Consider the following 20,183-nt stretch of genomic DNA (forward strand, 5'->3'; position numbering starts at 1 on the left):
CGACCATAGGCGTGCTGCTGGGGGTGCAGGTGAACCTGCTGCACACCTTCGACTATATCTCGGTGATCATGCTGGGGACCGGCGTGGTGGCGCTGTTCGGCGTCGTCGTCGGCCACAACATCGTGCTGGTGGACACCTTCTACCAGCTCCGAAGGCAGGGCTACCTGCCCGACGACGCGGCCGTGCGGGCCGCGATCCAGCGGTTCCGGCCCGTGCTGCTGACCACGACGGTGACGGTCGTGGGCCTCCTGCCGCTGATGTTCCAGATCCACCCCAACTTCCGCTCGGGGCACGTGGAGTACCAGGCGCCCGGCTCGGAATGGTGGGTGCAGCTCTCCGCCGCCGTGGTCTGGGGCCTGTCGTTCGCGACCCTGCTGACGCTCGTGCTGACGCCGGTGATGCTGGCCGCACCGAAGATCTACTCGGAGCGCTTCCACTGGCTGTGGCGCTGGGCCCACCAGCGGTTCGGGCGCACGCCGCCGGCCAGGCGTCCGCGCCCGGCGGACCTGCCGAGGGCCGCCGAGTAGCCGCTCAGGCCTGGCGGGTCTGGCGCCGCCAGAGGGCGGCGTACTCGCCCTGCCCGGCCAGCAGGTCCGCGTGGGTCCCGCGCTCGACGATGCGGCCGCGCCGCAGCACCAGGATCTGGTCGGCGTCGACGATGGTCGACAGCCGGTGGGCGATCACGAGCGTCGTTCGCCCGCTGCGCACCTTGCGCAGGGTCTCCTGGATGGCCGCCTCGGTGGGGCCGTCCAGCGCGCTGGTGGCTTCGTCGAGGATCAGCATCCGCGGGTCGGCCAGCAGGGCGCGGGCGATGCCGACGCGCTGGCGCTCGCCGCCCGACAGCTTCAGCCCGCGCTCGCCCACGAGGGTCGCCATGCCGTCGGGCAGGCTGTCGATGAAGGCGCCGAGCTCGGCCGCGTCGGCGGCCGCCCTCACCTCCTCGCCCGTGGCCTCGGGCCGGGCGAAGGCGATGTTGGCCTGCAGGGTGTCGTTGAACAGGGCCACGTCCTGAGGGACGAGGGCCACGGCCCGGCGGAGCGAGGCCTGCCGCACCCGGCGCATGTCGAGGCCGTCGAGAGTCACCCGGCCTTCCTGCGGGTCGAGGAGCCGCATGGCCAGGCGCACGGCGGTGGTCTTGCCCGCACCGGACGGGCCGACAAGGGCCACCGTCTGCCCTGGCTCGGCGCGGAAGCTAACGTCCAGCAGCCCTTGCGAGCGGGCGTCGTGGCGGAAGGTGACGCCTTCGAAGGCGAGCGCGGCGCCGCGGCCGCTTGCGGGCGGCAGGTCCCGGGCGTCGGGGGCGTCGACGATGTCCGGCGTGCGTCCCTTCAGGGCCACCATCTGCTCCATGTCGATCAGCGCCTGGCGGATCTCTCGGTACTGGAAGCCCAGCATGCCGAGCGGCGCGTACAGGCTGGAGAGCAGCAGGATGGCCATGGTGACGTCGCCGATCTGCAGCCGGCCGCCCGAGACCTCGTAGCCGGCCATCACGGTCAGGGCCGCGAGGCCGACGTTCAGCACCAGGGCCTGGGCGGCGTTCAGCAGGTTCAGCGAGCCGTTGGCCCGGGAGCTGGCGTCCACATAGGCGGCCATGGCCCGGTCGTAAGCGGCCTCCACGCGCCGCTCGGCCCCGAAGGTCTTGACCGTCTCGTAGTTGATCAGGGCGTCGGACGAGAGGCCGGCCACCCGGTTCTCCGCATCGTTCAGCTCGCGCCGGTGCGACAGGCGCCAGTCGGTGATCCGGAAGGTGACGGTGGCGTAGATCACCAGGGTCACGAAGGCGGTGAGCGCGAAGCGCCAGTCCAGGCGCACGGTCATCACCACCATGGCCAGCACCAGCTCCACGAAGGTGGGCCCGAGGCTGAAGACCACGCTGCGGATCAGGAAGTCGGTGGAGCGCGCGCCCCGGTCGATGATCCGCGCGAGCGTCCCGATCTGTTTGGTCTGATGGAAGTCGAGCGAGAGCGCGAGCGCGTGGCCGAAGGTCTCCACCGCCGCCCGGGCCATGGTGGACTGGGAGACGCGCGTGAAGATGGCGTCGCGGGCATACGGCGCGCAGGCGGCGAGCAGGCGCAGGGCCGCGAACCCCACGGCCAGCAGGATGAAGCTCGTCCCCACCACCACGGCGCCGTTGGCCATGGGCGTGAGCGTGTTGATGCCGTCGCCGAGCAGCACCGGGGCCATGACCGCTGCGGCCTTGCCGACCAGGACGAGGCCGAGCGCCGCGGCGATGCGCAGCCGCAGCTGCGGCGCGCCGGAACGCAGCACCAGCCGGCCGAGATCGGCCATGGAGCTCCAGAAGTCGAACCTTGCGCCGGCCGGGGCCACTGCGCCCGGCCCGCCGAACCGCCCCCCAGCGGGGGCGTGGATGTGCGCCAACCCTATTCGCCTTTCAGTCGATGAGCACCGTCGACTGGACCCCGCCCCCCGGCGTCATCCAGTCGGCCCGCAGGCCGCTGTCGGACAACTGGCTACGCAGGGGCCCTCCGGCAAGGGGCGCGGCCGCGGCGGTCTGCACCCGCGCCTCGTCCTGGAAGCCGTCGCCATAGACCTGCAGGCGGTGCACGCCGCCGCCGATCGGCGGCAGCGGGACCTCGAAGCGACCCGCGTCGTCTGCCCGTCCCTCCGCGGCCTGGTCGCCGTCCAGTCGAACCAGCACCACGGCGCGGGCCGGCGCCCAGCCGGAGATCACCGCCCCGCCGCCCCGGTCGAAGTCGAAGGCGCCGATGCCATAGCCGCCCGGCCGGTCGAGCCGGACCGCGCCGGCCCCGGCCCGCAGCATCGCCGCCCGGCCGGCGGGCGTCACCAGCAGGTAGCCCTGCGACTGCACCTGCCGCGCGCCAAGCGTCATGGAGAGGCCGTAGATCCGTGCGGCCTGGGCGGGCGGCAGGGTGAGCTCCCAACGCCCCTCGCGGTCAGCGGCGACCACGCGTTCCTCCCCCGCCGGCGTGGCCAGCCGCACGCGCGCGCCGGGCGAGGCCTGTCCGCTCAGGGCCACCCCCGCGGCGCCGGCCGTGGCGGCCAGGATGACCGGCGGCGTCAGATACCCCGCCTCCGCCGGGGCCTCCGGCGCCGAGGAGGCGCCCGTCTCGGACCCGGGCGCGCAGGCGGTCGCTGCAGCGAGGGCGACGAACAGGACGAGGCGAAGCGGAGCTGGGAACACGGTCGGCTTGAAACTCCTTAACCCGGGCCATAGCTAACCGGGTTTGGCCGCGCGCAGAAGCACAACACCGCGGCCCTGTCTTGGAGCCGTCGCCCATGGGGCCTCACAGCCTGGATTCCGTCTGCGTCTTCTGCGGCTCGTCCGACGCCGCCGACCCGCAGTTCCTCGCCGCCGCCGCGGCGCTGGGCCGTGCGCTGGCGCAGGCGGACCTGAAACTCGTCTACGGCGGCGGGGGCGTGGGGCTGATGGGCGCGACCGCCCGGGCGGCTCATGACGCCGGCGGACGGGTGCTGGGCATCATCCCGGACTTCCTGGTCGGCAAGGAGCGCGCGCTGGAAACCGTCGAGCACATCGTGGTCGCCTCGATGCACGAGCGGAAGATCATGATGTTCGAGCGCTCCGACAGCTTCGTCGTGCTGCCGGGCGGCATCGGCACCCTCGAGGAGATCGTCGAACTGCTGTCGTGGCGCCGGCTCGACCTGCACGCCAAGCCGGTGGTGTTCTACAACCCGCGCGGCTTCTGGGACCCGCTGTTCGCGCTCTTCCAGCACACCGTCGACGAGAAGCTGACGCCGCCCGAGTTCATGCAGGCCTGGCTCGCCGTGGACGCGATCGAGGAGGTGATCCCGGCGCTGCTGGGCGAAGGCGCCTCCGACGACGCGGAGGACGAGCGGCGGGTGGCCGGGCTCAGCTAGCCGCCGCGTACCGGCGCACCGCCGGATCCTCGGCGACGCTGGCGACGAGCCAGTCGCGGAAGGCGGCGATCTTGCGCGCGCGGCGTCGGTCCCGCGGATAGACCAGCCAATAGCCCTGCCCCATGGGGATGGTGACGTCGAACGGCTGCACCAGCCGCCCGGACGCGATCTCGGCCGCGTAGAGGATCGGCGAGGCCAGGGCGAACCCCTGGCCGGCCATGGCCGCGGCCACTTCAAGGATCTGGGCGTCGCCGGCGAGCCTTGGCGTGACGTCCAGGGCGCCCGGGGGCGGCGTCACCCCGGCGGCCCGGAACCACAGGTCCCACTCCCAGCCCGCGCCGATGCGCGGCGCCGCCAGCATGTCCTCCGGCCGTTCGATCGGCGGCAGGCGTGACAGCAGGTCCGGAGTCGCCACCGGCGTCTCGATGGCCGAGAAGAGCGGCAGGGCCTCCAAGTCGGGCCACTGGCCGTTGCCGGCGCGGATCGCGAGATCCACCTCCTCCCGCAGCAGGTCCACGAGCCGGTTGGACGTCTCCACCCGCACTGCGATCTGGGGATGGGCCACCTGGAAGGCGCCGAGGCGGGGCGCGAGCCACTGCATGGCGAGGGTCTGGAGCGTGCTGATCGCCAGCACCCCGTCGGACCGGTCGAGGATGTCGGCGAGCGCGCCGCGCAGGGCCGTGGTCGCCTCGGTCGCCGCGCGGGCCAGGCGCTCGCCGGCGGGGGTCAGGGCCACCTCCCGGGGCAGGCGGCGGAACAGCGGCTGGTCCAGACGCCGCTCAAGAGCCTTCACCTGCCAGCTGACAGCCGCCTGGGTCATGCCCAACTCCTCCGCGGCGCGGGTGAAGCTGCCCAGACGGGCGGCGGCTTCAAACACGCGGATCGCACTCAGAGGGATGCCCGCGAGAACGTCTGACATAAGTTCACCTTATGAATGCAGCAGGAGAACCCGTTTGTGGTCACGCTGCATCAGGCGCAATTTTCCCTTGCTGAAACAGCCAAGGCAAGGACAGACAGATGGACGAGCTCTTCAAGACCCACAAGGACGTTCCTTATGGCTGGCTGCAGGCGCTGCAGGAGGGCCTGGCCGCCCTCGCGCGCCGCCGCGCACGGAAGGCCATGGCTCGGGCGGCCGGCTTCACCGCCCTGCCCTGCGGCCTGAACCAGTTGTCCGGACCGCACTAGGCGGTCAGGGGACGTTGGCTTCCAGTTCCTCAAGCCAGACCGTGGCCGTGCCGTCGGAGGGCGCGCGCCAGTCCCCGCGGGGGGAGAGGTTGCCGCCTGAGATCACCTTGGGACCGTTCGGCATGGCCGAGCGCTTGAACTGGCTGATCTCGAAGAAGCGGAACAGGAAGAGGCCCAGCCAGTGCTTGATGGCCGCCAGGTCGTACTGGTGGCGGGCCTCCTCCGGGAAGTTGGGCGGCCACTGGCCGGCGTTCACGTCGCGCCAGGCGTGCCAGGCCAGGAACGCCACCTTCGAAGGCGCCAGGCCGTAGCGGGTGATGTAGTAGAGGTTGAAGTCCTGCAGCTCGTAGGGGCCGATCTTGGCCTGGGTGCTCTGGATCGCCCCGGAGGCGTCGGGCGGCACCAGCTCGGGCGAAATCTCCGTGCCGAGGATCGAAAGCAGGGTCTCGGAGGCCTCCGGCTCCAGCTGGCCGGTCTTCACCACCCACCGGATCAGGTGCTGGATCGAGGTCTTCGCCACCGAGCCGTTGACGTTGTAGTGGCTCATCTGGTCGCCGACGCCATAGGTGCACCAGCCGAGGGCGAGCTCCGACAGGTCGCCCGTGCCGAGCACGAAGCCCTGGCGCTGGTTGGCGAGCCGGAACAGGTAGTCGGTGCGCAGGCCGGCCTGCACGTTCTCGAAGGTGACGTCGTAGACCGGCTGTCCCTCGGCGAACGGGTGGCCCATGTCGGTCAGGAGCTGGATCGCCGCCGGCCGGATGTCGATCTCCTCGCCGGTGACGCCCAGCGCGTTCATCAGCTTCCAGGCATTGGACTTGGTGCCCTCGCTGGTGGCGAAGCCCGGCATGGTGAAACCCAGGATCTCCGAGCGCGGCTTGCCGAGCGCGTCGAAGGCCTTGGCGGCGACCAGCAGGGCGTGGGTGGAATCGAGCCCGCCGGAGACGCCGATGGTGATGTGCTTCGACTTCGTGGCCTGCAGCCGGCGGACCAGGCCCTGCACCTGGATGTTGAAAGCCTCGTAGCAGTCCTTGTCGAGCCGGGCGGGATCGTCCGGCACGAAGGGGAAACGGTCGACGTGGCGCAGCAGGCCCACGTCTTCGAAGGCCGGCTTATGCGCGAAGCGGACCCGCCGAAAGACCCGCTCCGGGTGGCCGGCGGCGACAGCGGCGTCATTGAAGGTCGGCGAGCGCATCCGCTCCAGCCGCAGGCGCTGCACGTCGATGTCGGCCAGGGCCATCTGGGCCTTGGCCGGGAAGCGGTCGGTGCAGGCGAGCTGGCGGCCGAGCTCGTGGATGGTGGCCTGGCCGTCCCAGGCGAGGTCGGTGGTGCTCTCCCCCGGCCCCGCGGCGGAATAGAGGTAGGCGGCCTGGCAGCGGGCGGACTGGGAGGCGCAGAGCAGCTCGCGCTCGTCCGCCTTTCCGACGACGATGTTCGACGCCGACAGGTTGCAGAGGATCAGCGCGCCGGCCATGGCGGCCTGGGTGGACGGCGGAGCAGGAGCCCAGAAGTCCTCGCAGATCTCCGCGGCGAAGACGAAGTCGGCGAGGTCCTCGGCCTCGAAGACCAGGTCTACGCCGAACGGGACGTCCTGACCGGCCAGGCGCATGGTGAGGCCCGCGACGCCGGCGCCGGCGGCGAACCAGCGCTTCTCGTAGTACTCGCGATAGTTGGGCAGGAAGCTCTTCGGGACGACCCCGAGGATCCGGCCGCGGTGGATCGCGACCGCGCAGTTGTAGAGCCGGCCGGTGTGGGCGAGCGGGGCGCCCACCAGGAGCACGGGGGCGAGGTCCTTCGAGGCCTCGGCGAGTCTGGCGATCTCCGTCTCCACGCGCTTCAGCAGGGCGTCCTGCAGCAGGAGGTCGTCGATGGCGTAGGCGCTGATCCCCAGCTCCGGGAACAGCATCAGGTCGCAGCCCTGGGCGTGCCCCTGCTTCGCCAGCGCCAGGGTCTCGGCGGCATTGAAGCCCGGATCGCCGGGCAGGACGCGGGGCGTGCAGGCGGCGACGCGCACGAAACCGTGACTGTGGATCGAGTAGAAGGCCTTGGTCACGCCCTGGCTCCGCTGCAATTGCGCCGCTCGACAAACGCGCGCCGACAAGCCCCGGCGCCAGCGCGGCTATAGCAGACCGCCGCCCGCGCAGGGGAAATGCTCATTCTGAGCATATATAGCGTGACCGCGGGGCGCGCGCAAAGCGCGGGCCGGACGTGAAAACGGCCCCTTGCGGGGCCGCCTCAAGTCAGTCGTCGCGGTGGACCCGTTCGCGGCGCTCGTGCCGCTCCTGGGCCTCCAGGCTGAGTGTCGCAATCGGCCGGGCTTCGAGCCGGGCGATCCCGATCGGCTCGCCGGTCTCCTCGCAGAAGCCGTAGGAGCCATCCTCGATCCGCCGCAGGGCCTCGTCGATCTTGGAGATCAGCTTGCGCTGACGGTCCCGGGTCCGAAGCTCAAGAGCCCGGTCGGTCTCCGAGGAGGCGCGGTCGGCAAGATCAGGATGGTTTTCAGTCTCGCTCTGGAGATGGGTGAGGGTCTCGCGAGATTCGCGAAGGATATCCTCTTTCCAGTTCAAGAGCTTCTGCTTGAAGTACTCAAGCTGACGCTCGTTCATGAACTCCTCGTCCTCGGAAGGACGATACTCGGGCTTGTCAGCCAGAACTGCGGCTGCCTTCATGAAAACCTCACGCCCCCCTAGGATACCGAGACACGCGACGGGCTTATAGCAAAGAGAACGCCGGTTTCAACGTGCCACATTCCGCAGGGTAATTACGCCGCACGTCGCGCCTGCTCAAGCTTCGCCATCTCGACCGCGGCGCGGACCTCGATCTCCTCCAGCACCGCTTCGAGCTTGGGATCGTCCGTCTGGGCCCTCTCGTCGCGCACCGCACGGCGCAGGCGGTCAAGGTCGTGGCCCGACAGGCGGCCGTCCAGCAGGGCGACCTTCATGTCGTCGAGCACGTCGAGGATGCGGCCGGCCCGGCTCACCGCCCGGCGCTTGCGCTCCAGCGGCCCGCCGACGTCCTGCAGGGCGAGCAGCGCGTCCATGCCCATGATGCTGGAGGTGGCGGACACCCCCGCCGACGAGGCCGGACCCTCGACGGCCCCCGCTCCCGGCAGCCGGAATCCCGAGCCGCCCGAGGGCCTGGCCTTCGGCCCGCCGGCCGGTCCGATCGCACCTGGTCCCGTGACCTTCATGTGGAAAGACGCCCGCCCTAACCCAAACTCGCAGGCAATCTCGGGGCGCCTTGCTTGCGGTATGGTTAATGCCGGGCAATTTCTGCCCAGCGCGCCCGGCGCCGGGCCCTCGCCGCCGGCGTCCCACTGACTCCATTGGATTTTTCGGACCGCCGCCGGTTGGCACGGCTGTCGCATGGCGACGCCGGAAGCAGCTTCACGGTTAACCATGATCCGCGCCTTCCGCCTCCTCTCCGCCGTCCTCGTGTCGCTGGCGCTCTGCGTGCAGCCGGCCGCCGCCAAGTCCCGCATCAAGGACATCGTCGAGTTCGAGGGCGTCCGCGAGAACATGCTCGTGGGCTACGGCATCGTGGTCGGCCTGAACGGCACGGGCGACGCCCTGCGCAACGCGCCCTTCACCAAGCAGAGCCTGGAGGCGATGCTGGAGCGGCTGGGGGTCAACACCCGCGACGCCAACCTCAACACCAAGAACGTGGCCGCGGTGATGGTCACCGCCAAGCTGCCGGCCTTCGCGGCCGCGGGCGCCAAGATCGACGCCACGGTCTCGGCGATGGGCGACGCCAAGAGCCTGCTTGGCGGAACCCTGCTGGTCACCCCGCTGCTCGGCGCCGACGGCCAGGCTTATGCGGTCGCCCAGGGCACGATCCAGACGGGCTCGATCAGCGCCTCGGGCGCCTCGGGCTCGACGGTGTCGAAGGGCGTGCCCACCGCCGGCCGGATCGCCGGCGGGGCGATCGTGGAAAAGGAGATCGGCTTCCAGCTGGCGGCCATGGACAGCCTGCGCATGACGCTCCGCAACCCGGACTTCACGACGGCCCGGCGCATCGCCGAGGCGGTGAACAAGAGCTACCCAGGCTCGGCCATGGCGGAGAACCCGACGATCGTGGCCATCCGGCCGCCGGCCGGGCGAGACATGATGACCTTCGTCTCCATGGTGGAGAACCTGACCGTCGATCCGGACGCGCCGGCCAAGGTGGTCATCGACGAGGTCGCCGGCGTGATCGTCATGGGCGAGAACGTGCGGGTCTCCACCGTGGCGATCCAGCAGGGCAACCTGACGATCACGGTCCGCGAGACCCCCGCCGTCAGCCAGCCGCCGCCCTTTGCCCGGACCGGGGAGACCGCGGTGGTGCCGCAGAGCGACGTGCAGGTGGACGAGGAGACCGGCCGCCAGTTCGTGACGCTCCGGGAAGGCGCTTCTCTCTCCAGCCTGGTCTCGGGCCTGAACGCGCTCGGGGTCACGCCGCGGGACATGATCTCCATCCTGCAGACCATCAAGGCCGCCGGGGCCCTGCAGGCCGACATCGAGGTGATGTGATGAGCGGACCCGTCGCCGTCCCGCCGACCCTGTTGCAGCCGACCTCCGGCCCGGCGAACACCGCCGAGCTCGCGAAGCGCGGGGAGATCAGGGCCACCGCCCAGAAGTTCGAGGAACAGTTCCTCTCGATCATGCTGCAGCAGATGTTCGAGGGCGTGAACACTTCCGCCCCGTTCGGCGGCGGGGCCGGCGAGCAGATGTTCAAGTCGTTCATGACCGAGGCCATGGCCAGGCAGATGACCCGCGCCGGCGGCGTCGGCCTCACCGACACCATCTCGCGCGAAATGCTGAAACTCCAGGGGCTCAAGTAGGAGGACCCGACATGGCGCTCGCCGCCGACAATGCTTCCGACCGCGTCGACCAACTGATCATCCTGACCGAGCGCCTGACCGAACTGATCGCGCTCGAGTGCCAGGCCTTCGAGGCCCGCCGGCCGCAGGACGCCGCCCAGCACATGGACGAAACCGCCCGCCTGGCGAACCTGTACCGCCACGAGAGCGCCCGGGTGCGGGCGGAGCCGCGGCTTGTCTCCGGCGCGCCTACCGACCAGCGCCTGCGCCTGATCCGCGCCACCGAGGCCTTCGACGCCGTGCTCGCCCGCCAGGGCCGGGCCATCGAGGCCGCCAAGACGGTGACCGAAGGGCTTGTGCGCGCCATCGCCGAGGAGGTCGCCGGCCAGCGCCAGCAGGCCTCCGGCTACGGACCGGGCGCGACTCTCGCCGGCCAGACGGCCTCCACGGCTACGGCGATCACGCTCAACCGCACCGCCTAGCCACGCCGCGACGGCGATTCAAACGCTTGTTTGCCCTTGCGGAAGGGGCGTAGGCTCCCTCCTGCCGCCGAGTCCCGGCGGCCTGCGTTCTCAGGGCGGGGTGGAACTCCCCACCGGCGGTAATGCCCTCCGAAGCCTCGGCGACGGAGGGACGAGCCCGCGGGCGCCTGGCGGCTTCGGCCGGCAGGGACGAGCAGACCCGGTGCGATCCCGGGGCCGACGGTCATAGTCCGGTTATGAGAACCGCCGCGTGTCGCGTGGGCGAGATTGCGCCTGCGCGCGCCGGCGTCTCCCTGAGTCGTGGTCCCTCGAACCCGGTCAGGGAGAGAACCATGACCCAAGTCGCTTACGAACTACCCACCGCCAACGGCGCCTTCCGCGCCGCGCGCATCGCCTTCGTCCATTCCCTCTGGCACGCCGACATCGTGCGCGAGGCCCACACGGGCTTCGTGGAGGAGATCACCGCGCTGGGCTTCCCGTCCGACGCGGTGGAGCGCTTCGAGACCCCGGGCGCCTTCGAGATCCCGCTGCACGCCCAGACCCTCGCCCGCACCGGCAAGTACGCCGGCATCGTGGCCGCGGGGTTCGTGGTGGACGGGGGCATCTACCGCCACGAGTTCGTCGCCGAGACGGTGATCCGGGCGCTGATGCAGGTGCAGCTCGCCACCGAGACGCCGGTGTTCTCCGTGGTGCTGACGCCCCACCACTTCCACGAACATGACGTCCACCAGCGGTTCTTCCACGAGCACTTCCGGCTGAAGGGCCAGGAGGCGGCCCGCGCCTGTGCCGGGACGCTGGAGAGCCTGGCCCGACTGGCGGCCGCGTGATGGACCCGGTTCTCGACATCCCCGCGGGCTTCGCGCGCCACGACCGCAAGAGCCCGCTCACCGAGCCCTGGGAGCCGCTCTACAGCCGGCTCTCGGGCGACACCGTGGTGCTGGGCCTGCGGGCCGGCGACGCCCACACCAACAGCCGCGGCTTCGTCCACGGCGGCCTGATCTCGGCCCTCGCCGACAACGCCATGGGGCTTTCCTGCGCCCGCCGGCTGGGGCTCGAGACGGGGCTGGTGACGGTGAACCTAACCGTCGACTTCCTGGGGCTCGCCCACAAGGGCGAGTGGCTGGAGTTCGACACGGTGTTCGTGAAGCCGGGATCCACCCTGTGCTTCGCCCAGGCCTTCGTCACCGCCGACGGCCAGCCGTGCGCCCGGGCCAACGCGGTGTTCCGGGTGATCAGCCGGAGGGCGGCGGCATGAGCTGCTACCTCGTGGGCCGGATCGCCATCCACGATCCGGAGCGCTACGGCCGCTACGCTGCGGCCTTCATGCCGGTGCTGAGGCAGTACGGCGGACGCCTGCTTGTCTCCGAAGAGAGGCCGGAAGCGATGGAAGGCGAATGGGACGGCCGAAAGCTGGTCGTGCTCGCCTTCCCCGACCGAGAGGCCGCGATCCGATGGGCGGAATCCCCCGAGTACCGGGAGATCGCCCGGGACCGCCTCGCCGGCTCCGACGCCATCGTGCTGCTGGCGGAGGGCATCGGATAGCGCCCTGCCCGCCATCCCCGGCGCCGGGCCGGGGGTGGCGGGCGGGTCAGAGCGCAAGCTCCCGGTCCACGCCGACGGCCTCCAGGAAGTCGCGGTCGTGGCTGACCACCAGGAGGGCTCCGTCGTAGCCGGCGAGCGCGGCCTCGACGGCGGCGATGGAGTCCAGGTCGAGGTGGTTCGTGGGCTCGTCGAGGATCAGGAGCTGCGGAGGCGCCTGCGCCATCAGCAGGCAGGCCAGCGCCGCCCGCAGCCGCTCCCCGCCCGAGAGCGCCGAGACCGGCTTCTCCGCGGCGGTGTTGCGGAACAGGAAGCGGGCCAGCGCCGCGCGGGCGGCGTTGTCCGAGGCGTCCGGGTTCAGCCGGCGGAAGGCGTCGACAAGGGTCTCGTCGGGCCGCAGCACGGCCGTCCGCTGGTCGAGGAAGGCCGCGCGCGCGCCCCGCCGGATACGGCCGGAGGTGGGCTGCAGTTCGCCCGCCGCGAGCCGGATCAGGGTCGTCTTGCCCGCGCCGTTGGGGCCGGTGACGGCGATGCGTTCAGGCCCAGCGATCCGGAGGTCCACGTCCTCGAGCGGCGGCGGCCGTCCGGGCCAGGCGAAGCCGACGGCCTCCAGGTCCAGCACCACCCTGCCCTCGGGCAGGTTCGCGGACGGCAGGTCGAAGGCCAGGGTGCGGACGCGCTCCACCCGCGCCTGCGCCTTCGTCAGGTCTTCGGCCGCGCCGGCGCGCAGACGGTCGGCCAGCACCTGCCCCTTGCCGGCGCTCTCCTCGGCGCGCCGCTTCAGGCCGCCTAGCAGGATGCGGGGCGCCGAGCCGGACCGGGCATACCTTCGCCCGGCCGCGTCGCGCCGGGCCTTGCGCTCGGCCACGGCCTGGGTCTCGCGGGCCACGCGGTCGATGGCGCGCTCAGCCTGGTCGAGCTCCCGCTCGGCCGCGGCGGCCTCCGCCGCCTTGCGCTCCGTGTAGAGGTCGTAGCCGCCGCCGTAGACCTTCGCGCCGAGGCCGGAGAGTTCGAGGATGCGGTCCATGCGCCGGAGCAGGGCGCGGTCATGGCTGACCACGATCGCGCCGCCCTTCCAGCGGCCCAGCACGCCCGCCACCAGCTCCCGGGCCTCCGCGTCGAGGTTGTTCGTGGGCTCGTCCAGCACCAGCACGTCCGGTTCGGCGGCGACGAGGCCGGCGAGGCTGGCGCGGGTCACCTGCCCGCCGCTGAGGGTCGCGGCGGGACGGCCGAGGTCGAGGCCCGGAAGGCCGACGTCGGCGAGGGCCGCGGTCAGCCGCGCCTCCAGGCTCCAGTCGGCCTCGGCAAGGTCGTCGGCGGTCCCCTCCCCGGCTTCGATGCGCGCCAGGCGGGCGAGCGCCCCGGAGACGCCCAGCAGGTCGGCGACGGTCGCACCGGCCGGCGGCTCCAGCGCCTGGCGCAGGACGCCCAGCCGGCCGCGCACGGTGACCGTCCCGGCGGCGGGCGGAAGCTCGCCCAGCATCAAACGCAGCAGGGTTGTCTTGCCGACCCCGTTGCGGCCGACGAGCCCGGTGCGCTCGGCGCCGAACGAGAGGGTCAGGTTGTCGAGGAGCGTGCGCCCGTCAGGCGCGCGGAAGCTCAGGGAATCGAGGGTGACGAAGGCCGGCATGGGAGACCCGGGAGGCGTGGACGTTCGGGACGAGGCGGGTGTCCGTCGCGCGGCGCATGGCGGTCTCCTTCGTGCGGAAGCCGGTATCTAGGGCCGGCGCGCGCCCGGCGCAACGCAGGGCGGCCGGTTGTGGCCGGGCGGGAACTCCGCCACTCTCTCCGCCGGAGGGGGAGCGATGGCGAGCTACCGCAGCCGGCTGGAACGCGATCTGGACGGCTGGATCGGCGCGGGCCTCGTGCCCGCCGACAGCCGCGAGCCGATCCTGGCCACCGTACCGGAGGACCGCCGGCTGGACGCCGCCACGGCGCTGGCGGCCATCGGCGCCTTCCTGGCCGGCGCGGCGGTGATCGCCTTCGTCGCCGCCAACTGGGCGGAGATCCCGCGTCTCGTCCGCTTCGCCCTGATCCTCGCGGCCTTCCTGGCGACGGCGGGCGGCGCGGCCTGGGCGGCCGGACGCGGACGGGAGGTGACCAAGAACGTCCTGCTCAGCGTCGCGGCCCTGGTGTTCGCCGCTGCGATCGGGCTGACGGGCCAGATCTTCGACATCGCCGGCGATCCCGTCGCCGCCTTGCACGGCGCGGGCCTCGCCGCCGGCCTGCTGGCGCTGGCGGGACGGTCGTCCTGGGCGGCGACGGCGGCGGTGCTGTTCATCGTGGCGGGCGACATCGCCGGGATCGGCGCCCGCCTGCCGGCGGGCGACCAGCCCGCGCGGGACTGGGCGCTGTTCGCCGCCCCGCTGGCCGCGGCGGTCGCCCTCGCCTGGCGATCCGCCCCCCTCGCCCACGCGACCGGTCTGGCGGCCCTGTGGGGCGCCCAGTCGATCTTCCCCTCGCTGCCCGGTCCGGCGCAGGGCTACGCGCTGGCGGCCTCGGTCCTGTTCTCCGTCGCCGCGGCGGCGGCCCGGGCCGTCCGCGAGCGCTTCGACGCCGCGACGGTGCTCTACGGCTGGCTGGCCGCCGGCATGCTGATCTACTTCGGCGCATCCTCGTTCGGCCCGTACCGGTTCAGCATCGTCCATCCGATGGCCTGGCTCGTGCTGGCGGGGGCCGTGGTGGCGCTCGGCCGCCACGACCGCCACGGCGCGGTGACGGCGGTCGGCGTGCTCGGGCTGTTCGCGGCCGCCGCGCGGCTGCTCTTCGACCTGGGCTTCGGTCTGCTGGCGTCGGCGGGCGTGTTCGCCGTCTGCGCGGTCGCTGCGCTCGCCATCGCCCTGGTGCTGCGGCGCAGGCGTGCGGCATGAAGATCGGCCTGCCCCCGCGCATCCTGCTCGCCGCCGTGTTGCTGACGGCCGCGCTCGTCGGCGTCGTCGTCCGCGAGAGCCTCGCCCGCGCCCGGGGCGCGGAGGTCGTGCTCCCGATCAACGCCTACGATCCGCGCAGCCCGCTGTCGGGCCACTTCGTCCGATTCGCGATCACCTATCCGATCCCGAAAGGCGCGGCCTGCCCGCCCGGCGCGGACGCGGCCGTGCCGGATTGGCGTTGGGTGATCCTGCGGCGCGACGGCGCCTTCCATCGCGTGGCCTCCGTCGGCGGGACGCGACAAGGCGATCGGCCGGGCGACGTGCCGGTGTGGGGCTGGGTCACCTGCCACCCCGCCGGGGACGGCGACCCGCGGGCGCAAGGCGCCCTGACCCTCGACCTCCGGGTGGACCGGTTCCACGCGGACCAGCGGCAGGCGGAGGCGATCGAACGCTCGCTCCGCCTGGACCCCGGCCAGTCGCCGAGCGCCTTTGCGGTGTTGTCGATCGACGACAGGGGCAAGGCGCGGCTGAAGGGTATCATCGTCAACGGGCGCCGCACGGACCTCACCTGGCTGTAGGGAAGCCTCTGGCGGCTTTCGGACCTGTGTTGCGTTTGCCCGATTGAGGCGAGGCGTGCGGGACGCGATCTCTCGCGCATGGACGCCACCCTCGCCCCGCCCCGCCTGGAGCGCATCGACTGGACCGCCGCTGAGGCGGAGCTCGACGCTCACGGCTGCGGCCTGATCCCCCGCCTGCTGGATCCCGAGACCTGCTGCGCCGTCGCGGCCTGGTACGACCGCGCCGCGCTGTTCCGCTCGACCGTCGTCATGGCCCGGCACGGCTTCGGCCGCGGCGAGTACCGGTATCTCACCTATCCCCTGCCCGAACTCGTCGCCGGCCTGCGCGCGGCGCTCTATCCGCCGCTCGCCGCGATCGCCAACCGCTGGAACGCCACGCTCGGCGTCGAGGCGCGGTTCCCCGCCGAGCACGCCGACTTCCTCGCGCGCTGCCACGCCGCCGGCCAGACGCGGCCGACGCCGCTCCTGCTGCGCTACGGGCCCGGGGACTACAACTGCCTGCACCAGGACCTCTACGGCGAGCACGTCTTCCCGCTGCAGGTCGCCGTCCTCCTCTCCGAACCCGGCCACGACTTCGAGGGCGGCGAGTTCGTGCTGACCGAGCAGCGGCCGCGGATGCAGAGCCGCGCCGAGGTCGTCCCCCTGCGCCAGGGCGACGCCGTCGTCTTTCCCGTGCGCGAGCGGCCCGTCCGGGGCGGCCGCGGCCCCTATCGCGTCAACCTGCGCCACGGCGTCAGCCGTCTGCGTGCGGGCCAGCGCCACACCCTCGGCGTCATCTTCCACGACGCCGCCTGAAGGAGACCTGCCATGAGCTTCGTCGTGTCCGCCCTGCCGCTCGCGCCGTTTGCGCCGCTGTTCGGCCTCTCCGACGGCGAGCTCGCCGAGCGCGGGGTGCTGCGCCGGGTCGTGGACGGACCCGGGGCGCCGTGCCGGGTGACCCTGGAGGACGCCCCGGTCGGCGAACGGGTGCTGTTGCTCAACTGGGAGCACCAGCCGGCCGACACCCCCTTCCGGTCGCGCCATGCCATCTTCGTGCGCGAGGCGGCGCGGGACACCAGCTTCGCGCCCGGCGAGATCCCGCCGGTGTTCGCGGCGCGGAAGTTCCTCTCGCTGCGGGCCTTCGACGAGGCGGGCATGATGGTCGACGCCGACCTGACGCCCACGGCCGACCTGCCCGAAGCCATCGACCGCCTGCTGGCGAACCCCGACGCCGCCTACCTCCACGCCCACTACGCCGGAGCCGGCTGCTACGCCGCGCGGATCGACCGCGCCTGAGGCGTTCGGCTTGCGCCGCGTCAAGGCGGCGAGGCGGCGGGCGCGGTTCCCTCGGGCCATGCGCCGCCCCCTCCTCCGCCTCGCCGCCCTGGCCGCCGTCGCGGGCGGCGTGTTCGTGGCCTGGGCGTTCCACGCGGACATGGAGCGGGCGCGCGGGCGGCTCGCCGGCCGCAGCCAGGTGATCGACAGCCCCTGGGGGCCGATCGAATACGCCGACGTGGGCCAGGGGCCGGCGGTGCTGATGATCCACGGCTCGGGCGGCGGCTTCGACCAGGGGCTCGACTTCGCCGATCCGTTGACGCGCAGCGGCTTCCGGGTGATCGCCCCGTCGCGCTTCGGCTATCTGCGCAGCGCCTTTCCGGAGGGGGCCTCGCCCGAGATGCAGGCCGACGCCCTGGCCTATCTGCTGGAGCGGCTCGAGATCGAGCGGGCCGTGGTGATCGGCGGCTCGGCCGGCGCGCTCTCCGCAACGCAGGTCGCACTGCGCCACCCGGCGCTCTGCCGCGGCCTCGTGCTGATGGTCCCGGCGAGTTACGCCCCCGACCGGCCGAAGAACGCCAGCGCCGCCCAGACGCCGGCGGTGGCCGCGGCGGTGCAGGGCCTGCTGCGCTCGGACTTCCTGTTCTGGGCCGCCAGCCGGCTCGCGCCCGAGCGGATGACCCGGCTGGTGCTGGCCACCGAGCCCGCCGTGGTGAAGGCCGCCGCGCCGGAGGAGCAGCGCCGGGTGGCGGACGTGCTGGCGCACATCCTGCCGGTCAGCGCGCGGGCCCACGGCCTGCTGCTGGACTCGGCCACGGCCGGGTCGCCGCCCCCGTACCCGCTGGAGCGGCTCGCCTGCCCGGTGCTGGCGCTCAGCGTCCGCGACGACCTATACGGGACGGCCGCGGCGGCGGTCCATGTGGCGGCCAGGGCGCCCGACGCGCGCCTGGTGCTCTACGACCGCGGCGGCCACCTGTGGGTCGGCCACCAGGAGGAGGCCTGGCGCGAGGTGTCCGACTTCCTGCACGGCCTGCCGCCGAACTGAGCAGCGGCCCGGTTCGCAGCGCCCGGGGCGCCGGCGGATCGACCGGAGGCCGGCGGCGCAGCTATACCGGACGGACCCTTCCGCCGGAGTCCGCCCGCCCGTGTCCCTTCGCCCCCTGATCCTCGCCGCCCTGGTGGCCGGCGCCGCCACTTCGCCCGCCCTGGCCCAGAGCCGCGCCGACCGCGCCCTGCACGAGAGCGTCGTGGTCCTCGACACCCACTTCGACACCCCGGCCCTGTTCGGGGTCGAGGGCTGGAGCATCATGGACCGCCACGAGGTGGCCCAGGACGGCAGCCAGGTGGATTATCCCCGGATGGTCGAGGGCGGCGTCGACGGCGGCGTCTTTGTGGTCTTCACCGCCCAGGGGCCCCGGACCCCGGAGGGCCACGCCCGCGCCCGCGACTTCGCCCTCGTCCGGATCAACGAGATCCGCGAGATGGCCGCGCGTCACCACGACCGCTTCGGCCTGGTGACCACCGCCGCCGAGGCCCGCGCCCTGGCCAACACGAAGAAGAAGTTCGTCTTCATCAGCCTGGAGAACAGCTATCCGCTGGGCCGCGACCTGACGCTGATGAAGACCTTCCACGACCTGGGCGCGCGGATGATGAGCCCGGTCCACACGGCCAACAACGACCTGGCCGATTCCGCCACTGCTCCGCCCGAGCACGGCGGCCTGTCGCCGCTCGGCCGCCGGTGGGTGGCCGAGGCCAACCGGCTGGGAATCCTGATCGACGCGTCGCACGCCTCGGACGCGGCCACCGAACAGATGATCGAGCTCTCCAAGGCGCCGATCATCCTCTCCCACACCGGGGCGAAGGCCGTCTTCGACCACCCGCGCAACATCGGCGACGAGCTGATGCGCAAGCTGGCCGGCAAGGGGGGCGTGATCCAGCTGAACGCGCTCTCCAACTACATGATCACCGTGCCGCCGAACCCCGAGCGCGAGGCGGCGCTGGCGGAGCTTGGCCGCAAGTACGGCCGCGGCCGGCCGGCCACCCTGGCGGAGCTGAGGGCGCTGACCGCCGAGCGCAACGCCATCCTCGCCCGCTACCCGGCGCCCCGGGCGACCTTCGAAGACTTCATGAAGCACCTGCTGCACGCCATCGAGGTGGCCGGAATCGACCATGTGGGGATCAGCGGCGACTTCGACGGCGGCGGCGGCCTGACTGGCTTCGAGGACCTCACCGACTTCCCGAAGGTGAGCGCCGCCCTGCGCGCCGCCGGCTACTCGAAGGACGACATCGCCAAGGTCTGGGGCGGCAACGCGCTGCGGGTCTTCGAACAGGCCCAGGCCGCGGCCAGTCGCTGATTGTTCTCCCTGCTGCCAGCGTCGTGGCAGCAGGCTAGCTAGCGAGGCCGCGGCGCGCCGTAGAGCACCGTCTCCTCGGCGTGCACGGTGTAGTGGTCGAGGTGGAAGTCGTACCCCGGCAGGGTGGCGGCCAGGTACTGTGGGATGGCGAAGAAATCCTCGGGCCGGTGGTAGAGCGAGATCGCCAGCTTGGGGCGATGGCGCTGAAGGGTGGCGCGCGCGCCGGTCAGCGCGCCGAGCTCGGCGCCCTCGATGTCCATCTTGATGAAGTCGACCCTGGGAAGGCCCTCCGCTGCGACGAAGTCGTCGATGGAGGTGAGCGGAAGCTGGCCCTCCTGGCCGGCGATGCGGAAGCCGGGATTGGCGCCGCGCGCCGCGATGGGGGCGATGTCGTTGCTCTTGTCGCTAACCGCCCGAGGCACGACCACCACGCGATCCTGGAAGCCGTTCTGCCGGGCGTTGAACCGCGTCGCCTCCACGTGATCCGGCAGGGGATCGAATGCATAGACGCGGCCCTGGGCCCCGACCCGGGCGGCGAAGGCCAGGGCCGTGTCGCCGAGGCAGGCGCCGAGGTCTAGGACCGTCTCCCCACGCTCGGGCTGGATGCGGACCGGGCCGCGCTCCAGGAAGTACTGGCGCTTCAGGAAGGTGTAGACGATGCCGCCCGGCCAGCCGTCGATCTCCAAGGTCTCACCCTCGAAATCGAGGCCGCGGAAGTGTCTCAGTCCGCCGAACATGCCGCTGATCGGCAGGGAGGACTCGCCCGCCGCCAGCGCCTCGGCCGCCTGGTAGAGGCGGCTGTCGAAGCTGTAGCCGACGTCGTCCTTGATCCGCATGTGCCGGTGGCCGAGGAGCCGGTACAGGATCAGTCGCGCGAACAGCCGCCGCGACTCGTCGTCGGCCAGCAGCATCCAGGTGGCGTGGAACTCGCGGTACCGCTGGGCGAACAGGGACAGGTAGGCGGCGTGCATCTGCGCCTGGAACGCCCCCGACCGGTCGACCCCGTCGTGCGAGAAGCGGGCGGTGTCGTAGTTGTCCGGCGCCTGGACGTGAATCCGCCCATAGAACTCGCGAAGGATGCTGTTGAGGAACTGCTCGGGGGTCATGGCTCGTCGGGCTGAGGCGCGGGACGGTCCGAAGCGCCGGCCGCGGCCGATACTAGGCGACCGCGCGCGACGCAACCAGCACTCCCCTTGCTGCCAGCGTTGTGTCAGCAGCCGGGGCGGCAGGGCGCCGCAGGACGTTTGTTCCGGTTGCGTTCCGATGTT

General features: G+C 72.1%; 23 protein-coding genes and 1 riboswitch. Of the genes, 15 read left to right on the forward strand and 8 right to left on the reverse strand.

The features are described from left to right. On the forward strand, nucleotides 1–527 hold a 527-nt coding region (locus V7Z97_RS13850; protein WP_334164019.1), incomplete at its 5' end, for an efflux RND transporter permease subunit. A 4-nt stretch (nucleotides 528–531) separates the two neighbouring features. Here the strand turns inward: V7Z97_RS13850 and V7Z97_RS13855 are convergent. Continuing rightward, nucleotides 532–2,289, reverse strand: coding sequence for an ABCB family ABC transporter ATP-binding protein/permease (locus V7Z97_RS13855; RefSeq protein WP_334164050.1), 1,758 nt, complete (start codon nucleotides 2,287–2,289; stop codon nucleotides 532–534). Between the two features lie 103 nt (nucleotides 2,290–2,392). After that, the gene (locus tag V7Z97_RS13860; protein WP_334164020.1) at nucleotides 2,393–3,163 is read right to left on the reverse strand and encodes a hypothetical protein; all 771 of its coding nucleotides are present in this window, start codon (nucleotides 3,161–3,163) and stop codon (nucleotides 2,393–2,395) included. 95 nt (nucleotides 3,164–3,258) lie between these two features. On the opposite strand from V7Z97_RS13860, the gene V7Z97_RS13865 reads away from it, so the two are divergent. Further along, complete coding sequence (locus V7Z97_RS13865; RefSeq protein WP_334164021.1) at nucleotides 3,259–3,858, forward strand: TIGR00730 family Rossman fold protein; 600 nt, start codon at nucleotides 3,259–3,261, stop codon at nucleotides 3,856–3,858. Here the strand turns inward: V7Z97_RS13865 and V7Z97_RS13870 are convergent. Then, nucleotides 3,851–4,735 carry a LysR substrate-binding domain-containing protein gene (locus V7Z97_RS13870; protein WP_334164022.1) on the reverse strand — a complete coding sequence of 295 codons (885 nt, stop codon included), beginning with the start codon at nucleotides 4,733–4,735 and terminating at the stop codon, nucleotides 3,851–3,853. The genes V7Z97_RS13865 and V7Z97_RS13870 overlap by 8 nt on opposite strands. Nucleotides 4,736–4,875: 140 nt before the next feature. Here V7Z97_RS13870 and V7Z97_RS13875 point away from each other — a divergent pair, with 140 nt between their 5' ends. Continuing rightward, the gene (locus tag V7Z97_RS13875; protein WP_334164023.1) at nucleotides 4,876–5,043 is read left to right on the forward strand and encodes a hypothetical protein; all 168 of its coding nucleotides are present in this window, start codon (nucleotides 4,876–4,878) and stop codon (nucleotides 5,041–5,043) included. 4 nt (nucleotides 5,044–5,047) lie between these two features. On the opposite strand, the gene V7Z97_RS13880 is transcribed toward V7Z97_RS13875, so the two are convergent. From V7Z97_RS13880 to fliX, 3 genes are all read right to left on the reverse strand, one after another. Beyond that, complete coding sequence (locus tag V7Z97_RS13880) at nucleotides 5,048–7,093, reverse strand: NAD(+) synthase (RefSeq protein WP_334164024.1); 2,046 nt, start codon at nucleotides 7,091–7,093, stop codon at nucleotides 5,048–5,050. A gap of 187 nt (nucleotides 7,094–7,280) precedes the next feature. Next, nucleotides 7,281–7,709, reverse strand: a complete 429-nt coding sequence (gene dksA / locus V7Z97_RS13885) for an RNA polymerase-binding protein DksA (protein ID WP_325460670.1) — start codon at nucleotides 7,707–7,709, stop codon at nucleotides 7,281–7,283. Nucleotides 7,710–7,801: 92 nt separating this feature from the next. Further along, the gene (gene fliX, locus V7Z97_RS13890; protein ID WP_334164025.1) at nucleotides 7,802–8,230 is read right to left on the reverse strand and encodes a flagellar assembly regulator FliX; all 429 of its coding nucleotides are present in this window, start codon (nucleotides 8,228–8,230) and stop codon (nucleotides 7,802–7,804) included. Between the two features lie 208 nt (nucleotides 8,231–8,438). Between fliX and V7Z97_RS13895 the strand changes: the two genes are divergently transcribed. From V7Z97_RS13895 to V7Z97_RS13920, 6 genes are all read left to right on the forward strand, one after another. Next, a complete protein-coding gene (locus V7Z97_RS13895; RefSeq protein ID WP_334164026.1) occupies nucleotides 8,439–9,548 on the forward strand; it encodes a flagellar basal body P-ring protein FlgI in 1,110 nt (369 codons plus the stop codon). Beyond that, nucleotides 9,548–9,859, forward strand: a complete 312-nt coding sequence (locus V7Z97_RS13900; protein WP_334164027.1) for a rod-binding protein — start codon at nucleotides 9,548–9,550, stop codon at nucleotides 9,857–9,859. The genes V7Z97_RS13895 and V7Z97_RS13900 overlap by 1 nt, the downstream gene beginning before the upstream one ends. 11 nt (nucleotides 9,860–9,870) lie before the next feature. Then, nucleotides 9,871–10,320: a flagellar basal body protein gene (locus V7Z97_RS13905; protein WP_334164028.1), complete on the forward strand. Its 450-nt coding sequence runs from the start codon at nucleotides 9,871–9,873 to the stop codon at nucleotides 10,318–10,320. A gap of 82 nt (nucleotides 10,321–10,402) precedes the next feature. Then, nucleotides 10,403–10,568: riboswitch (FMN riboswitch) on the forward strand. Between the two features lie 84 nt (nucleotides 10,569–10,652). Next, a complete protein-coding gene (locus V7Z97_RS13910) occupies nucleotides 10,653–11,147 on the forward strand; it encodes a 6,7-dimethyl-8-ribityllumazine synthase (protein WP_334164029.1) in 495 nt (164 codons plus the stop codon). Next, nucleotides 11,147–11,575: a PaaI family thioesterase gene (locus V7Z97_RS13915; RefSeq protein WP_334164030.1), complete on the forward strand. Its 429-nt coding sequence runs from the start codon at nucleotides 11,147–11,149 to the stop codon at nucleotides 11,573–11,575. The genes V7Z97_RS13910 and V7Z97_RS13915 overlap by 1 nt, the downstream gene beginning before the upstream one ends. Further along, nucleotides 11,572–11,862, forward strand: a complete 291-nt coding sequence (locus V7Z97_RS13920) for a DUF1330 domain-containing protein (RefSeq protein ID WP_334164031.1) — start codon at nucleotides 11,572–11,574, stop codon at nucleotides 11,860–11,862. The genes V7Z97_RS13915 and V7Z97_RS13920 overlap by 4 nt, the downstream gene beginning before the upstream one ends. Before the next feature lie 46 nt (nucleotides 11,863–11,908). On the opposite strand, the gene V7Z97_RS13925 is transcribed toward V7Z97_RS13920, so the two are convergent. Then, nucleotides 11,909–13,489, reverse strand: a complete 1,581-nt coding sequence (locus tag V7Z97_RS13925) for an ABC-F family ATP-binding cassette domain-containing protein (protein WP_334164032.1) — start codon at nucleotides 13,487–13,489, stop codon at nucleotides 11,909–11,911. Between the two features lie 175 nt (nucleotides 13,490–13,664). On the opposite strand from V7Z97_RS13925, the gene V7Z97_RS13930 reads away from it, so the two are divergent. From V7Z97_RS13930 to V7Z97_RS13955, 6 genes are all read left to right on the forward strand, one after another. Continuing rightward, nucleotides 13,665–14,729, forward strand: coding sequence for a DUF2157 domain-containing protein (locus V7Z97_RS13930; protein ID WP_334164033.1), 1,065 nt, complete (start codon nucleotides 13,665–13,667; stop codon nucleotides 14,727–14,729). After that, nucleotides 14,726–15,307: a GDYXXLXY domain-containing protein gene (locus V7Z97_RS13935; protein WP_334164034.1), complete on the forward strand. Its 582-nt coding sequence runs from the start codon at nucleotides 14,726–14,728 to the stop codon at nucleotides 15,305–15,307. Before V7Z97_RS13930 ends, V7Z97_RS13935 begins: the two co-directional genes overlap by 4 nt. A gap of 78 nt (nucleotides 15,308–15,385) precedes the next feature. Beyond that, nucleotides 15,386–16,102: a 2OG-Fe(II) oxygenase gene (locus tag V7Z97_RS13940; RefSeq protein WP_334164035.1), complete on the forward strand. Its 717-nt coding sequence runs from the start codon at nucleotides 15,386–15,388 to the stop codon at nucleotides 16,100–16,102. Nucleotides 16,103–16,114: 12 nt separating this feature from the next. After that, nucleotides 16,115–16,582, forward strand: coding sequence for a DUF1203 domain-containing protein (locus V7Z97_RS13945; RefSeq protein ID WP_334164036.1), 468 nt, complete (start codon nucleotides 16,115–16,117; stop codon nucleotides 16,580–16,582). A 58-nt stretch (nucleotides 16,583–16,640) separates the two neighbouring features. Next, the gene (locus V7Z97_RS13950; protein ID WP_334164037.1) at nucleotides 16,641–17,606 is read left to right on the forward strand and encodes an alpha/beta fold hydrolase; all 966 of its coding nucleotides are present in this window, start codon (nucleotides 16,641–16,643) and stop codon (nucleotides 17,604–17,606) included. Nucleotides 17,607–17,706: 100 nt separating this feature from the next. Next, nucleotides 17,707–18,915, forward strand: coding sequence for a dipeptidase (locus V7Z97_RS13955; RefSeq protein ID WP_334164038.1), 1,209 nt, complete (start codon nucleotides 17,707–17,709; stop codon nucleotides 18,913–18,915). Nucleotides 18,916–18,953: 38 nt separating this feature from the next. Here V7Z97_RS13955 and V7Z97_RS13960 read toward each other — a convergent pair whose 3' ends face one another. Next, a complete protein-coding gene (locus tag V7Z97_RS13960; protein WP_334164039.1) occupies nucleotides 18,954–20,021 on the reverse strand; it encodes an FkbM family methyltransferase in 1,068 nt (355 codons plus the stop codon). Nucleotides 20,022–20,183 lie beyond the last annotated feature (162 nt).

Source organism: Phenylobacterium sp. (assembly GCF_036821595.1).
Lineage (GTDB): Bacteria > Pseudomonadota > Alphaproteobacteria > Caulobacterales > Caulobacteraceae > Phenylobacterium.